This is a genomic window from Pirellulales bacterium, from assembly GCA_035546535.1.
GTDB lineage: Bacteria > Planctomycetota > Planctomycetia > Pirellulales > JACPPG01 > JACPPG01.
This window is the reverse complement of the sequence record DASZWQ010000054.1, coordinates 21,213-36,740: the sequence shown is the minus strand read 5'-3', so window position 1 is coordinate 36,740 and position 15,528 is coordinate 21,213. Positions and strand designations below refer to the sequence as shown.

General features: G+C 63.7%; 10 protein-coding genes. 5 read left to right on the top strand and 5 right to left on the bottom strand.

Annotated features, from left to right (window positions below; translation table 11 throughout):
- Positions 1 to 16 precede the first annotated feature (16 nt).
- The 4 genes from rsmA to VHD36_07160 all read right to left on the bottom strand — a co-directional run bounded on the left by rsmA (position 17) and on the right by VHD36_07160 (position 3,559).
- On the bottom strand, positions 17 to 931 hold the full coding sequence (rsmA, locus tag VHD36_07175) for a 16S rRNA (adenine(1518)-N(6)/adenine(1519)-N(6))-dimethyltransferase RsmA (GenBank protein HVU87085.1): 915 nt from the start codon (positions 929 to 931) through the stop codon (positions 17 to 19).
- A gap of 34 nt (positions 932 to 965) precedes the next feature.
- Positions 966 to 1,565 (bottom strand): riboflavin synthase, encoded by a 600-nt coding sequence (locus VHD36_07170; GenBank protein ID HVU87084.1) that lies wholly within the window; start codon positions 1,563 to 1,565, stop codon positions 966 to 968.
- Positions 1,566 to 1,627: 62 nt separating this feature from the next.
- Positions 1,628 to 2,503, bottom strand: a complete 876-nt coding sequence (gene pssA, locus VHD36_07165; protein HVU87083.1) for a CDP-diacylglycerol--serine O-phosphatidyltransferase — start codon at positions 2,501 to 2,503, stop codon at positions 1,628 to 1,630.
- 99 nt (positions 2,504 to 2,602) lie between these two features.
- Entirely contained in the window at positions 2,603 to 3,559 is a 957-nt protein-coding gene (locus tag VHD36_07160) for a phosphatidylserine decarboxylase (GenBank protein ID HVU87082.1), read from the bottom strand.
- Between the two features lie 366 nt (positions 3,560 to 3,925).
- On the opposite strand from VHD36_07160, the gene VHD36_07155 reads away from it, so the two are divergent.
- Positions 3,926 to 4,543: a phosphoesterase gene (locus VHD36_07155; protein ID HVU87081.1), complete on the top strand. Its 618-nt coding sequence runs from the start codon at positions 3,926 to 3,928 to the stop codon at positions 4,541 to 4,543.
- Between the two features lie 17 nt (positions 4,544 to 4,560).
- Here VHD36_07155 and VHD36_07150 read toward each other — a convergent pair whose 3' ends face one another.
- Positions 4,561 to 6,183, bottom strand: a complete 1,623-nt coding sequence (locus tag VHD36_07150) for a TolC family protein (protein ID HVU87080.1) — start codon at positions 6,181 to 6,183, stop codon at positions 4,561 to 4,563.
- Positions 6,184 to 6,982: 799 nt separating this feature from the next.
- Here VHD36_07150 and VHD36_07145 point away from each other — a divergent pair.
- The 4 genes from VHD36_07145 (at position 6,983) to VHD36_07130 (ending at position 15,432) form a co-directional block, all read left to right on the top strand.
- The gene (locus tag VHD36_07145) at positions 6,983 to 8,380 is read left to right on the top strand and encodes an efflux RND transporter periplasmic adaptor subunit (protein ID HVU87079.1); all 1,398 of its coding nucleotides are present in this window, start codon (positions 6,983 to 6,985) and stop codon (positions 8,378 to 8,380) included.
- 48 nt (positions 8,381 to 8,428) lie between these two features.
- Positions 8,429 to 11,950, top strand: coding sequence for an efflux RND transporter permease subunit (locus VHD36_07140; protein HVU87078.1), 3,522 nt, complete (start codon positions 8,429 to 8,431; stop codon positions 11,948 to 11,950).
- Positions 11,951 to 12,184: 234 nt separating this feature from the next.
- Positions 12,185 to 14,035: a TolC family protein gene (locus VHD36_07135; GenBank protein ID HVU87077.1), complete on the top strand. Its 1,851-nt coding sequence runs from the start codon at positions 12,185 to 12,187 to the stop codon at positions 14,033 to 14,035.
- A gap of 2 nt (positions 14,036 to 14,037) precedes the next feature.
- Complete coding sequence (locus VHD36_07130) at positions 14,038 to 15,432, top strand: hypothetical protein (GenBank protein ID HVU87076.1); 1,395 nt, start codon at positions 14,038 to 14,040, stop codon at positions 15,430 to 15,432.
- Positions 15,433 to 15,528: the final 96 nt, after the last annotated feature.

Below are 15,528 nucleotides of genomic sequence, written 5' to 3'. Positions count from 1 at the left end.
CAATGCGATGAAACATTTACGTTGCGGCTGGGAGTCTTGCCCGCACCGTCTCGCACAGCCGCAGCATGGTTTCGACGTCCAGCTCCTCGGCCCGCGCCGTGGGACCGAGTTCGAGCGAAGCCATGATCTCGTCGGCGTCGCTTTTGGTCAGCCGGCCCTTGAAGGCACTGGCCAGCTCGCTGCGCAGAAATTTGCGGCGATGAAAGAACATCGACCGCACGAATTCGTGAAAGTAGGCCCGATCGGGAATTCGGCTGCGTAGCTCCTCGTCGATGATGATATGTAGGATGGCCGAGTTGACTTTCGGCCGCGGCCAGAAGACCGACGGCGGCATCACGCGCACCAGCTCGATGCGGCATTGCGACTGCATCCACACGCTCAGGGCGCTATAGTCCTTGGTGGCGGGCCGGGCCATGATCCGGTCGGCCAGCTCCTTCTGAATCGTCACCGTCATGCTCGCCGGCACCAGCTCACCAGCCAGCAGGTTCGACATCACCGGCGTCGCCACGGCATACGGAAGGTTGGCCACGAGCTTGAAGCGGCGATCCGGCCCGGCGGCCAGCTCCTGAGTTATCGCCTCGAGAACCTCGCTGGCGAGATTGTTCTTGTTGCGTAGCGCGTCTTGCGAAAGCAGACGCACGTTTTCGCAATCGATCAGCTCTTCGCTGGCCAGTTGGTGCAATTGCTGATCGATCTCGACCGTGACGACCGCCGCCACCTGCGGGGCGACGAGCGCCGTCAGCGAGCCCATGCCGGTTCCCACTTCCAGCACGACATCGCGCGGGTCGAGCCGCGCAGCCTCGACGAGCAGGCGCAGCAGGTTCAAATCGATGAGAAAATTCTGCCCGCGCTTCGCATTGGGATGGATTCCCACTTCGGCGAAGCGGCGCATGAGAAACGACTGCGTTTGCGCGGTTGTCGATGTAGTCATTATCGCGAAATCGTCATCCGGCCGAATCGTTTCTTTACGGCGTGCGCCAGGCCGCGGTCTGCTGTTCAACGTACTTGGCGACCAGGTCGGTTTCCAGGTTCACCCGGCCGCCCGGTTGCAGTCGTCCCAGCGTGGTGTGCGCGAGCGTGTGAGGAATGAGTGCCACGCTGAACCGCGTCGGCTCGACGTCGACCAAGGTCAGGCTGACGCCGTCGACGGCGATCGAGGCTTTGCTGGCCATCTGGCGGCGCAGAGCCGACGGAAACGAAAACCAGCAGGTCGACCACTGAGCGTCGTCCTGGCGGCGGTCGAGCGTGCCCACCGCGTCGATGTGTCCCGTGACCAGGTGGCCCCCGAGCTTGTCACCGAAGGCCAGCGAGGTCTCGACGTTGACCATGCTGCCGGGCGTCAGTTCGCCCAGGTTGGTGCGACTGAGCGTTTCGGCCCCGGCCTCGAATGACAACAGCTCGCCCTCGATCGCCACGCAGGTCAGGCAGCAGCCATTGACGGCCACGCTGTCCCCCAAGCGCGCCCCCGCGGCTTGCTGCGGCGCGCGCAGCACGATCAATCGTCCCGGCGGTCGCGACTCGACGCGGGCAACCTCGGCCAGTGATTCGACGAGACCGGTGAACATCAGTTAGTAGGCCGTAGGCAGAGGGCAGTAGGCGGTGAAACGCCAGAGAACACAGTGAGCAACTAGAAGAGCGGATCCTTGTGCGGCTGACGCTCGATGTACTCCTGCCAGGCGTATTGAATCGGGCCCATCGCCACGAAGCCGCAGCACACCAGCGGCACGGCGTAGCCGCGGATCACCATGATCGCCACCAGGGCAAACACCAGCCCCACGACGTGTCCCAGGCTGCGTTGGCCCGAGAACATCTGGTTCACCAGGTGCGGATAAGGAATACGCGACACCATCAGGAGCGCGACCAGCGCCGCGAAAAACGGCAATACTGTTTGCAGCACGACGTCGACCTGATCGGCAAATACGAGCGGATTGTCCGATCGCCGCAGCGTGTAGAACATGATCGCGAAACCGGCGATCGACGCCGCGGCCGCCGGGCTGGGCAGCCCCGAGAAGTGCAGGTGATCGTCGTCCTCGCCCGTCTCGATCGTGAAACGCGCCAGGCGCAACGCCGCGCAAACAACATACGAAGCCGCGATCATCCACGCCCAATCGTGATGCAAATACGTAAAGCTGGGACACATCTTCACCAACACAAATGCCGGCGCAACGCCGAAGGTCACCAGGTCGGACAAACTATCGAGCTGCGCGCCGAAGTCGCTCGTCCAGTTCGACAGCCGCGCGATATGCCCATCCAACGCGTCGAACAGCATGGCCAGGAAAATCAACCAGCCGCTCAGCATGATGTTGTGCGTCGGGTCGTTCTTGTCCAGTGCCTGCACGGCTTTTACCGGGCTGCGCGTTCCCAAGGGGGAAGTGACGGGAACCTGGCTCGAAGTGGGCGCGTCGACCCGCGCTGCCACCACGATCGCGAAAAAGCCGCACACCAAATTCGCCAACGTGAACAACGTCGGCAGCACGGCGACAGTACGAATGCGGGCCATCATGTCAGTAGTTCTCGCGTCGGCTGCCCGTCGGCGGGGCCAACTGGTTTCAGCGTTGTTGTTCTGTCAGTTCGTTATTGAAGGTCGCAGGCCGTGCCTGGTTCACGCGTCCTTGTAGCGTGCGAGCACGCTGCTTCCGGCGGCCACGCGCTCGCCCAGCCGCGTTACGATCTCCAGGCCACCGGCGGGCAGGATCAGCTCGGTGCGCGATCCGAGTTTGATCATGCCAAACTGCTTTCCACGCGCCAGCTCTTCCCCCGGCCGCAAGCCGCAGACGATACGGCGGGCAAACTGCCCGGCGATCTGCCGGACAACCAACCGCCGCCGTGCAGGGCCGGTCTCTTCGAGGCCGATCCACATGGCCTCGTTCTCTCGCGCGCTCTCCGGCCGCAACGCGCTTAGGAACTTGCCCGGTGCATATCGCAAGGATAGCACCCGCGCGTCGCAGGGGACACGGTTCAGATGGACGTTGAAGATCGACAAGAAAAGTCCGATCCGCACGGCCGGGCCGCCGATGAACTCGTCATGATCAAGCGGCACGATTTCCACGACTTTTCCGTCGGCCGGCGACACCATCAGCCCTGGCTCTTGCGGAATCCGCCGCGGCGGGTCGCGAAAGAAATACACGATCAGCCCCAGCACAACCGCCAGCGGAACAGCGAGCGGCCAGTAGCGGGTCATCACAAGCGCCACGATGCCGGCTAGCAGTGGATAGCTCATCAACTGCAGCTCGGCCAGACCCCAGCGAGCAAACGGAATCCTCTCGCGCCAGGCGAACGGGTCATCCGCGTCTTTCCACGCGGCGGTACACAGGTTCCGGCAGTACTTCAAGTCACGCGGGTCAAGAATCTCGTGCGGAGCGCCGGTCGTGTCTCCCTGCCGCAAGGCCGCCATCCGTGCGACGTAGCCGCGTCGGAAGGTGCGCAGGTACCACCGCCGCACACGCCCCCAGGCCAGCTCCAGGCTGTAGCAAACGCCACCGCCAGGCTGCACGCTGGTGATGTTCGCCGGCAGTGGCTCGACCTGCGCTGGCTGCGATTCGGTACCGGTCGGCGACATGGCAATATCGGCAGGCGGGAACGGCCGCGGCGGGTTAACGAAGGCCCGATGGCGCCGCGGGAAAGAAGTCACGAACTACCCATCGTACCGAAGGCCGGCCCCCCCCGCCAGGACGCCGATTCGGGGGCTCAGGAGAACTGCAAAGTCTTCGCCGGGGTCTGTTACCCCGGAAGCCGCACGTGAAATCCCGGCCTCACAGAGCCGGCTACAGAAGATGCGCGCGCAGAATCTCAACTTTGCAGTTCTCCTGATTCGGGGCCTTTCGCTCTGCCAGCCGCTCGTCACTCTGCTGGCATCGCCCTATACTGTCGCTGCTTGCAGGTGGTGCCACGGACCTACGAAAAAACCGATTGAAGGGAGTCAACCATGGTCGAGGTTTCGACGGAGCATGTGTTGGTCGTTCCGACCGAGTTATTCCACCGCCTGGGCCATTTCCAGGGCTTCTCGACGGACACGCATCGTTACCTGGCCGAGCTGCTCAAGCCGGCGCATACCAGCTACCGCCCGCGCGGCGAGATGGAAGAAGACCCGTCGTTCAAGCAGCTGATTCCTTACTGCGTCTTCCGCCATGTTGATGCGGCCGGACGGCCGCACGTTTTCGCCTACACGCGCGGCAAAGGGCAAGGCGAGGGGCGCCTGCGCAGCAAGCGCAGCGTGGGCATTGGCGGCCACATCTCGTCAGACGACAGCCACGCCGGCGACAACGTCTACCAGGAAGGGATGCGCCGCGAGCTGGACGAAGAGATCTTCATCGACACGGCGTACACGGAACGCTGCGTCGGATTGATCAACGACGATGAAACGCCGGTCGGCCAGGTCCACCTGGGCGTCGTCCATCTGTTCGATGTCGAAGAGCCGGCCGTTCGCCCGCGCGAAACCGAGCTCATGGAATGCGGCTTCGTCCCGGTCGACGAGCTACTGGCCGACCTGAGCGGCTTTGAAACGTGGTCGCAAATCTGCCTGCGGGCGCTGTTTGGCAAGTAGCCGATGGTTGACCGCCACTAAGGCAATACCCGCATACCCACGGCCGTGTTCAGTCGGAGCATGCTGCGGCGGTGGCGCACCAGCGCATCGCGATATTGCTGCACCACGTCGTTGTGTTCGCGCTGTGCGGCCAGGTAGTCGAGCACGCTCGTTTCGCCGGCCGTGAGGCTTCGCAGCGCGCCCTCGCGCACGCGGCGCGAGCGCGGGACGACCGTGCGCTCCAGTCGCTCGACCACTTGCCGGCTGGCCTCGTACTCGGCCCGGGCCCGGCGCACTTCCTGGCCGATTTGTTGTTCCAGGCCATACAGTTCGCTGCGCGTCTGCGAGACGTTCAATTGTGCCCGCCGGATATTGCCCTGATTCCGGTTGAACAGGGCCACGCTGCCGAACGCCGCCAGCGACCAGCTATTGGCATTCTGGCCGCCGATCGCCGAGTTGTTCTGGATCTCCCACGGCGTGTACAAGAGGAACAGGTCCGAAGTCTTTTCCGCTTGGGAAAGCTGTACGTCGGCCCGGGCTCGATTCACGCCCAGGCGGAAGGCCACGAGATCGGGTCGCGAACCATAGGCCAGGGCGATCAACTCGTCGTCCGGCGGCGGCGCCGGCGCCGCGTCGCGCAAGCTGGCGCGTAACTCGACTTGCTCGGCCGCATCGAGCGGAATTGCCAGTTGCAGAGCCAGCGCGTATTTGCTCTCGCGCAGAGCGACCGCGGCCTGCTCGACGCCGATCTCGGCGCTATCGAGCTGGATATTGATGCGGTCCACTTCGGTTTGCGCCAGTTGCTTATTCTGCAATTGCTGCTCCGCCAGTTGCGACACGCGGCGCAAACCGTCGCGGCTGGCGGTGGCAAAGCGCAACGTCTCGCGGGCGGCCACCACGTCCAGGTACGCCATGTACATCTTGTCGAGGTCGATGCGCACGGCGTCCTGATACTGCGCCTCGATCACGCGCTCGGCTTGCGCGGCGACCACCGTGCGCGCCTGCCGCTTGTGGCTGACGTCGAACGGATAAATCACGGTGGCGCTGAAGCTCACCTCCCCAGGCCGCTGCGGCGAATAAGGCGCATAGGGAACCGACGAGGCCGTGCCGAACACCATCGGGTTGGCCCGCAAGCTGGCCGTGAGCACGTCGGCCCGCGCTTGTGGAATCTCGAACGACTTCACGCGCAGGTCGTAGCTGTAGCGCACCAGCCGATCGATGGCGGCATCCATCGTCAGTCCATCGGGCGGTCCTTGGTCTTCTTCCGCCGGCAGATCGAGCGCGCCCAGGAAGCGCGGTGGCGGCGCCGGCACGGCCTCGGGCGCTTGCATGCGCACCTGAGCGAAAGGCCGTCGTTGACCGTCGCTGGCGGCGGCCTGTACCACGTCCTGGTTCGGGCGCCGGTAGCTGGCCCCCGGCGAACCGGTGCCGCGCTGTTCGAGACGCGTATCGCCGCTGCCGGGACTTGCGCCCAGCGCGCTGATCGTGCCGCCGATGTCGCCTCCCAGATGTTGATCGTTGCGACGCTGCTCTTGCGCTTGCACGCCCTTGGTGATGACCAGGATATCGTCGGCCAGCGACGTGATCTGCCCTCGGGCCGCATCGGTAGCGACGCCGCACACGGCCAGCGACAAAGCAACAATTGCCGGGCGAATGGACATGCGGACAGACTCAGAAGCACGAAGGGAAATGGCGAGAGGCTTTGCCGGCGGGAGGCGACGGCCAATTGCCGCCGTCTGGCAAACTTTGATCGTCGGGCAGGTTCTGATGGGCGGGGAGCAGCCGGCGCGCGGCCGGTTGTATTTCCTTTGTCGGCAGAATCGAATTTGCCATATGAACCGATTCTCGCGCGGGCGGCGCACCCGCCCAGCTTTGGCCCCCCTTTCCGTCGCGCGCAGCCGCAAAATCTCAAACTGACAAAAACGACAGGAACCTCTGGGGAACCTGGCCACTCGTCGGGCTGTCCAGGGTTCGGATTCCGAAGCGGCGACCTTTCTCCCCAGGGCCGTCGCGTGGCCTGATGCACGCTCGTGCGGTCGGCGACGCGGCATCCTTTCGCGCCGCGCGTTGGCAATAAAGGCGAAAACGGGCGTAAAACAGCGGGGAATCTTGCCTTGATGCCGCGGCGCTCGGGCGTCCGCGCTGCGCTGCCGCTCGATTGTTCGAACCCAAGCAACCTGCGGACGACGAACCGCGTATCGAATGGGGGAGCTGAGTCCCACGGCGAAGAAGATGCCTCCTGTTGCATGCGAAAGAGCCCCATTTTTCCCGTAGGCCCCATCGGCTACGACCCGTAGAATTAACGTAAACTTGTCAGATTCGGCACTGTTGGCGGATGATTGCGGCTGGCGTGGGATCGTGGGAAGGCCGCAATTCCTCGGTGCATTTAATCCTTGATTGTCCGGTCGCGGTCCGGACCCAGCCTGGGATGACATCCTTAATCGGGGAGCTGGGTTTGTCATGTCTTTGCACGCGCTGAAAAAACGCACGCAAAAAGCGGGCGGCTGGTTGCTGGCCATCGCCATCGTCGTTGTCGGCTGGTTGGCGTTCGGATATTGGTCGAAGCGATCGGCATCGGACAACGCGTCTGCGTCCATGGCAGGCGCGGCCGTGGCCAATCCGACAGTGATCGAGATTCCGCGCCAAGTCGCGGAACTGAATCACATGGCCATCGCCGCGGCGAAGCTGCCGACGCGCGAGCGCGAGCTTTTGCTGCGCGGCGAACTGGCGATCGACTTCAACAGATTGGTACACGTACACGCGTTGTTTCCGGGCCGAATCGTCGAGCTGGCGAACGCCGATGACTCGAATACCCCCAGCGCCCACGACAGTAAGCTGAAACGCCCGGTCGGCTTCATGGACCATGTCGTCAAGGATCAGTCGCTGGCCGTGCTGCACAGCAAGGACTTCGGCGCAACGAAGAGCGAGCTGGTCGATGCGCTGGCCAATCTGGCGCTCGATCAAGAGGCATACGAGCGCATCAAGGCGCTCGACACGCGCGGCGCCGCCTCCGAGACCTCGGTGCGCGAGGCCGAGCGGCAAGTCGCCACCGGCAGAATCGCCGTCAAGAAGGCCGAATTGACGCTGCGCTCCTGGGGCGTACCCGAGGAGGTGATCGAGAACGTCAAGCGCGAGGTCGAAAGCATCCGCAACCAACAGGACATCGGCAAGCGCGAGGACGCCGAATGGGCCCGCGTCGATATCAAGTCTCCGATCGACGGCACGATCGTCGAGAAGAATATCACGATCGGCGACATCGTCGATACCACGTCGGATCTGTTCAAGATCGCCGACCTCAGCGTGCTGACCCTGTGGTTGCACGCTTATGAGGAAGACCTGCCGTATCTGGAGCGGCTGCCGTCGCCCATTCCCGTGCGCATCCGCATTCCCGCCAATCCCGAGATCGGCGAGCTGCCCGCCGCCATCGAGAGCATCGGCGACCTGATCAATCCGCTCGAGCACATGGCGGTGCTCGTGGGCCACGTGGACAACGCCTCGGGTGATTTGCGCGCCGGTCAGTTCGTCCAGGCGCGGGTGTCGCTCGCGCCCGAGGAGGGCGTGGTCGAAATTCCCACCCGGGCCTTGGTGCAGGACGGCAGCGAAAGCGTGGTCTTCGTGCAGGAAAATCCCGACGAATACCGCTTCCGGCCGCGGAAAGTCTCGGTGGCCCGCAAATACTACGACATCGTCTACATCCGCAGCGAACTGACGGACGAACAGCGGGCCGCGGGCGAGCAGGAATTGCACGTCGGCGACCGCGTGGCCGCCAGCGAGACCGTGCAATTGCAGGCGGCTTTCCGCCAGCAACAACTCACCGCCTCGGAAGCCAAACAGCAATCCGGCGTTCCCAAGCGGTAAAGCGCTGAAGCACTTCTCGTCCACGCCATAGCGTCGAGCTGGAATTCCATGATCGCCAAACTCATTCACTGGTCGGTCAACAATCCGCTGATCGTGGTGCTGTTCACGATCGCGCTGGCCGTGGCGGGCGGGTTTGCCTTCAGCCGGGTGAATGTCGAAGCCTATCCCGATCCGGCCCCGGCGATCGTCGAAGTCATCGCCCAGTACCGTGGCCGATCGGCCGAGGAGATGGAACGGCAGGTCACGATTCCGCTGGAAGTCGCGCTCTCCGGCATGCCCGGCCTGAAATATATCCGTAGCAAGTCGTTGTTCGGCTTGTCTTATATCAATACGCAGTTCGAATACGGCTTCGATTACAAGGCGGCCCGGCAGGAAGTCATCAACCGCATGCAGATCGCGGACCTGCCCGCCGAGGTGACGCCGCAAATCTCGCCCCGTTCGCCGATCGGCGAAATTCTGCGTTATGCCGTCGTCGGTCCCAAGGACTCGCACGGCAACAGCGTCTACTCACTCAGCGATCTGCGGTCGCTGCAATCGTGGACGCTGGAGCGCGAATTTCGCCGCATCCCCGGCATCGCCGACGTGGTCAGCTCGGGCGGATTGATCAAACGCTACGAAGTTCAGCCCGACCCCGACCGCATGAAGCGGTACGGCATCACGCTCGAACAATTGCAGGCCGCGATCGCCAAGAGCAATGACAATGTCAGCGGCGATTATATGATCCAGGGGGAGACGGCCGCCGTCGTGCGTGGGCTGGGGCTGATCGGTCGTGGCCGCGACCCGATGCAGCGCATCTTGACCATGGATAGCGCCGAGGAAGGCGCCCGTTACTTGCGCAATGAGGAGCAGCGTCGGCTGCGCCAGATTCGCGAGATCGTGCTCGCTTCGACCAACAACTTGCCGGTACGCGTGGGCGACATCGTCGAAGGCGGGCCGCTCAAGCCCGGCGAAACGGAGTCCGCGCAGGGAGTGGTGGTCAGCAACCAGACGCGCCTGGGCAAAGTGGCGCTGAGCCGTCCCGAGGAAGACGCGCATGGCCGGCTGCTCGATGCCCAGGGAAACACGATCTGGGATGACGAGGACGAGGTGGTGCAGGGACTGGTGCTGTTGCGCAAGGGGGCCGAATCGCTTCCTGCCCTGCGATTGGTGCAGGCCAAGATCGAAGAGCTCAACACCACTCCGGGCCGGCTGCCGCCCGGCGTGCGGATCGAGCCCTTTTACGATCGCGCGGACCTGATCAATGCCACGACCGAGACCGTGGAAGAAAACCTGATCGTCGGCATCTTGCTGGTAAGCGTGATCTTGCTGATGTTCCTCAGCAATGTGCGCAGCGCGCTCATCATCGCGCTGAACCTGCCGCTGGCCCTGCTGTTTGCTTTCGGCGCGTTGTACGCTCGCAACGAGTCGGCAAACCTGCTGTCGATCGGCGCCGTCGACTTCGGCATCATCGTCGACTCGACCGTGATCATGGTCGAGAACATCTACCGCGTGCTCAGCGCGGGCAAGTACGCGAACCTGTCGCTCAAGGACCGCATCGTCCGCGCGGCGCACGAGGTCGAGCGCAGTTTGCTCTTCTCGACCCTGATCATGGTCTGCGCGCTGTTGCCGCTGTTCACGATGAAAGGGGCCGAGGGGCAACTGTTCCGCCCCATGGCCGAAACGTACGCCTTTGCCTTGGCCGGCGCACTGCTGCTGGCCGTGACGATCGCTCCGGTCTTGTGTCTCTTGTTGTTTCGGAACCTGCAGCCTGCGCGCGACAATTGGCTCGTCGCGTTTCTGAAACGCGGTTACTTGAGGCAGCTCGAACGATTGCTCAATAATCGCTGGCTGGCCGTGGGGGGCTTTGGCGGCTTGATCGTACTGACTGTCTTGCTTTTGCCGAACTTGGGGCGCGAGTTCATCCCGCCCCTGGAAGAAGGGCACATCTGGATTCGCGGCATCTTCCCCGTCAGCATCTCGCTCGATCAGAATTCCGAGCAAGCTCGGCTCGCCCGTGCCATCCTGCGCAAGTATCCCGAAGTCGAGTCGGTCGTCTGCCAAGTGGGGCGGCCCGATTCCGGCGTCGACCCGACGGGTTTCTACAGCGCCGAATTCTTCGTGCCGCTCAAACCGCAGCCCGAGTGGCCGGCCGAAGTCGATCGCGACGGCTGGTGGGGCGGCAAGCGCGCCCGCACCAAGCCCGAACTCGTTGCCGCCATCAGCGCCGAACTCAACGAAGCGGTGCCGGGCGTGAACTGGAACTTTTCCCAGGTCATTCGCGACAACGTGCTGGAGGTCCTCTCGGGCGTGCAGGGCGAGAACTCGGTGAAGATCATCGGTAACGATCTCGACGAATTGGAGAAAATCGGCAACCAGGTCGTGTCGGCACTCGTCGGCATACCAGGCGTGAAGGACGTCGGCCTGTACCGCATCCGGGGTCAGTGCAATGTCGAGCTGCCGATCGACCGCCAGAAATGCTCGCTGTGGAACATCAGCGTGGCCGACGTACACAACGTTATCCAGACGGCCATCGGCGGCAAAACCGTGTCGCAGATGATCGAAGGAGAGAAGTCCTTCGATATCACCATTCGCTGGCCCCTTCGCTTGCGTGAGGACGAAAGCGACATTCTCGACATCCCCGTCGACGTCACGAGCCACCAGGTGACCGAAGGAACGCAGGCCGGCACGGCAGGCGCGCCCATCTCGGGCGTATCAGTTGGCATCGCCTCGAAGGGTTCCAGCAAGTCGACGCCCACGCCGACCGGCAGCATTCGCGGTTCCACCTCGCTCGAAGCGACCACTACGCCCCGCGAGCGCCTGGGCGACTTGATCACGCCGCTGGGCGATGCTGCCGATGACCGCCTCGATCCGGACGGCCAGTTCGTGCGCCCCGGCGCTTCGACGATCGCCCGCGAGGAGGGCAGCCGGCTGGTGGCCGTGAAGTTCGGCGTGCGCGGGCGCGATCTGGCCAGCGCCGTGGACGACGCGCAGGCCAAGGTCGAACCGCTCATTCCTAAGGGCTATCGCACCGAATGGAGTGGCGAGTTTCAACAGATGCAGGAAGGCGAGCGCCGCTTGATGATTATCGTCCCCTTGTCGCTCGTGCTGGTATTCATCTTGCTCTTCCTCGCGTTCCGGTCCTTGTTGGACGCGCTTGTTGTCTTGGCCAACGTGCTGGCGCTGTCGCTGGGGGGCATCTGGGCACTCTTCCTTACCGGAACGAATTTCAGCATTGCCGCCGCCGTCGGCTTCACGTCGATTTTCGGCGTCGCCATCATGGACGGCCTCTTGCTGGTATCGAGCTTCAATCAACTGCGCCACGAAGGGCTGCCGCTGCGGGCCGCGATCATGCAAGGGGCGGAACGCCGCGTCCGGCCCGTTATGATGACGGCCCTCACCGCGATTTTTGGCTTGCTGCCGGCCGCCATCTCGACCCGGATCGGCGCGCAATCGCAAAAGCCGCTGGCCATCGTGGTCGTGGGCAGCATGATTGCAACGCTGCTACTCACACGCTATCTGATGCCGATTCTTTACAGCTTCTATGGGCATCGCGATCCGCCGCAAACGGGCGGCGGTTTCTCGCACGAGTAATGTTCGGCGCTCGAGCGTTCTTCTTGCTCAATCTGCGCCTTTCTCCCCCTCTGCCGATTGGCGGAAAATCCGTTTAATCCTGCCGCGCTGGCGCCACCGATAAAGCGAGAAGTAGCATGCAACTCTTCCTCGTCGGAAGGGTCGTATTCCGGGGCTATCGCGCGCGCCGCAACTCGCTAGCACGCGGCGCTCCGGACGATCGTCGTCCGAAAAGAGAGCTCACGAGCGCCGGTCGTGCTCGATCGCGCAGGGTATCGTGTGACCGAAACCAGTCGATGGAAAACGCCGGACGCCGTGCGGCCGGGCCCTTCGTGGCGCTCGGTCGCGTGCTGCTGCGCGCTTGTGCTGGCGACTGGCAACGCGGCGGTGGCGCAGCCGCCTGCGTCGGATCGCCAGCAAGCGGCGCCTCGCCCGCAGCAGGCCGCCGGCCCGTCGTACGACGCCGCAATCGTTCGCCGCCTGCCGCCTGTCGAGACGACCAGCGCCACATTGCCGTCGCAGCCGTCGGCGCGCGTCGTTCACGCTTATGGCACGGCGCCCGGCCGTGGTGTTCCCATTGCGGGTCGCGAGCGCGCAGCGGCGACCGGTGCTGGTCCGGTGCCTGTAACGTACCAAGAAGAAATTCCTCGACCTGTCGACCCGGGAGGGCCGCACACTCCCTCGTTGACCGAGCGGTTGCAAATCCCGGCGGAATTGCCGGGCACGAACGTGCCGCCACTGTGGCTGCCGCCGCTCAGCCAGCCCGAGGCACGCTTGCAGGCGATCGACACGCTGTTCCCGGATCTGCCGCCGATGCCCAAGCTGCTGCCGCCGGTTGATCCGCGGCGGGTGTTTTCGCTTTCTGAGCTGGAGCAGATCGCGCTGGCCAACAGCCCGATCATCGCGCAAGCCCAGGCCGATGTCACCGTGGCGATGGGTCAGGCGATCCAGGCCGGCGTTTATCCCAACCCGGTGCTCGGTTACGAGGCTGATACGGTTGGTTCGGCCGGCACGCGCAACTACCAGGGCGTATTCGGCACGCAAGTCATTAAGACTGCCAACAAGCTGGGCCTGGCCCGCTCGGTCGCTAACGTCGACGTAACGAATGCGCAGTTAGCACTGCGGCAAGCGCGCGTCGATCTGATGGCGCAGGTCAAGCAGAATTATTTCGCCGTGCTGGTGGCTCAGGAAAGCATCACGATCAACGAAGCCCTGGTCCGCTTCACCGCCGAGGTGTATCGCATCCAGGACGACAAGCTGAAAGTGGGGGTCGTCACGCCGTACGAACCCGCGCAATTGCGCAGCCTGGCCGTGGCGGCGCGGACGGCGCTCGTCCAAGCGCAGATGAACTATGTGGCGGCCTGGAAAACTCTGGGCGTAACACTGGGCATGCCTGGCCTGCCGCTGACGCGACTGCAGGGGAGCGCCGAGATGCCCGTCCCTCGGCTGTCGTACGACGCGGCCCTGATTCGCATGCTGAACGTCCATCCGCTCTTGCGGCAGGCCGTGTTTACGCAAGGCCAGGCCCGTATCCAGCAGCGATTTGAGCAAGTCACCCCGATCCCGGACATCAATCTGTACGGCACGTTTCAACGCGACTTTACCACCCCTACGACGCCGCGCACGACGTACAACATTCAGTTTGGGGTGCCGCTACCGTTGTGGGATCGCAATCGCGGCAACATCATGTCGGCGGCCGCGAATGTGATCCGCACGACCGAGGACATCCGCCGCGTCGAATACGATCTGACGGCGCAGCTGGTCGACGCCTTCACGCGTTTCGAGACCAGCCGCATCCTTTTGCAGTACAACCGCGAACAGTACCTGCCTGACCTGACGCGCGCCTATCGCGGCGTCTACACGCGCTATCAACAGGAAGGCGAGCAGGCCCGCGGCAAGCAAGGGAACGTCGGCTTTGGTGACATTATCGTCGCGCAGCAGAACCTGACGACGGGCCTGGCCGGTTACATCGTGCTGCTGACCAACCAGTGGGTGGCCGTGGCCGATCTGGCGCGGCTGCTGCAAGCCGAATCGCTCAGCGAGCTGAATCTGACGCTCGACGATCTGCCCCCCAACCTGCAACCCGTGGAGCAACCGCCGAGGTGAGTATGAGCTCCACACGACTCATCCGCTGGATCGTGCTTACCGGCCTGTTAGGCGGCTGGCTGTGCTGCGCCGCGGCGCTTGCGCAGGTGCCGATTCCGGCTCCGGTCATTACCGGGCCGGCGCCGCCGACGCCGATTCCGCCGCTCAAGAGTTCCGGCGCCCATGCAGCTCCGCCGAACATGGCCACCGGCACTCCGCTCATTGAGAAAACGCCTTCCGGCAACTCGCTGGTAATGCCGCAAAACGTACTGCCGCCGATGGTCGCGCCACCAGCCGATCCCAAGCCGGCCAATTGGGGTGATTACGCACAGCCGGCGGCGCCCCCGGTCGCGCCCCTCGTGCTCGAGTATTCGCTGGTGCCGCCACCGACGGGCATATTCCAGCCCGACGTCACTGTGCCGTACCGCGCCCCCTTGGCTACGGCCGATTCGATTCCCATTCGCGACGCGCTACTGAACCAGGCGATTGACCTGTGGCGGCCCGACGGCCTGGCGCCGATCGGCGTGACGCAAGATGCCACGCTCCGCAGCGGCCAGTTCCTGTTCTCGTACCGCTTCAATTATCAATCGTTCAACGACAACTTCGTGGGCTCGCACAAAGTGAGCGACGCCTCGGTGGGCGCGGTTTACCCCTTCACGCCGACTCACTTGGAAACCAACCGCAATTTGCTGATCCTGCAGTACGGCGTCACCGACGATTTGACGATCTTCGGCCAGTTGCCGTTCCAGCACTCGAACCTCGATTACACGCAAACCGGCGGCGCCGACTTCCGCACAGGATTTACCGAACCGGCCGATATCACGATCTCGGGCATGTACGTCTTGTGGCGTGGGAACCGGCAGCAGATTCACTCGAACTTCGGCATGAACTTCCCCGTCGGTTTCCTCGATTCGCAGTCGGATCAACCATCGCCGACGCTGCCGAACCTGCCTTACGTCATCCGCACCGGTTCCGGCACGTACGACATCCTGCCGGGGCTGACGTATCGCGGCCAGACCGATCAGTGGACCTGGGGCGTGCAGAGCATCGGCACCGTGCGCACCGGCAGCAACCGGCTCGATTATCGATTGGGCGACCAGGTCGACCTGACGAGCTGGATCTCGCGGCGCTTCGGCGAGCGCCTGAGCACGTCATTCCGGCTGGACTGGCAGTGGTGGGACGGCGTGCGCAACGCCGATCCGCGTTTGGATCAGGCGCTTTCGCCCACGAACGATCCGCTCCTGCAGGGTGGTAACCGGTTGGACTTGCTCTTCGGTGTGAACCTGTTCCTGCCCAATACCCGACTACCTGGCCAGCGCATTTCGGTCGAGGCGGGCGCGCCTGCGTTCCAAAACCTCCACGGCCCGCAACTGGGCCAGAGCTGGCTGATGACCGCCGGCTGGAATTGGGTGTATTAAGCACCCGCCTGTGCTGCACGCCGTGCGATAATTGCGTCGCTATCGCGCCGCAAGTGCTAAGCGATGAGTGCTGAGTGCTGAGCGAAATGCAGATTT

Coding starts and splice junctions, on each gene's coding strand:
- VHD36_07140 (HVU87078.1), top strand. CDS start 8,429: ATGATCGCCAAACTCATTCACTGGTCGGTCAACAATCCGCTGATCGTG.
- VHD36_07150 (HVU87080.1), bottom strand. CDS start 6,183: ATGTCCATTCGCCCGGCAATTGTTGCTTTGTCGCTGGCCGTGTGCGGC.
- VHD36_07170 (HVU87084.1), bottom strand. CDS start 1,565: ATGTTCACCGGTCTCGTCGAATCACTGGCCGAGGTTGCCCGCGTCGAG.
- VHD36_07130 (HVU87076.1), top strand. CDS start 14,038: ATGAGCTCCACACGACTCATCCGCTGGATCGTGCTTACCGGCCTGTTA.
- rsmA (HVU87085.1), bottom strand. CDS start 931: ATGACTACATCGACAACCGCGCAAACGCAGTCGTTTCTCATGCGCCGC.
- pssA (HVU87083.1), bottom strand. CDS start 2,503: ATGATGGCCCGCATTCGTACTGTCGCCGTGCTGCCGACGTTGTTCACG.
- VHD36_07160 (HVU87082.1), bottom strand. CDS start 3,559: ATGTCGCCGACCGGTACCGAATCGCAGCCAGCGCAGGTCGAGCCACTG.
- VHD36_07155 (HVU87081.1), top strand. CDS start 3,926: ATGGTCGAGGTTTCGACGGAGCATGTGTTGGTCGTTCCGACCGAGTTA.
- VHD36_07145 (HVU87079.1), top strand. CDS start 6,983: ATGTCTTTGCACGCGCTGAAAAAACGCACGCAAAAAGCGGGCGGCTGG.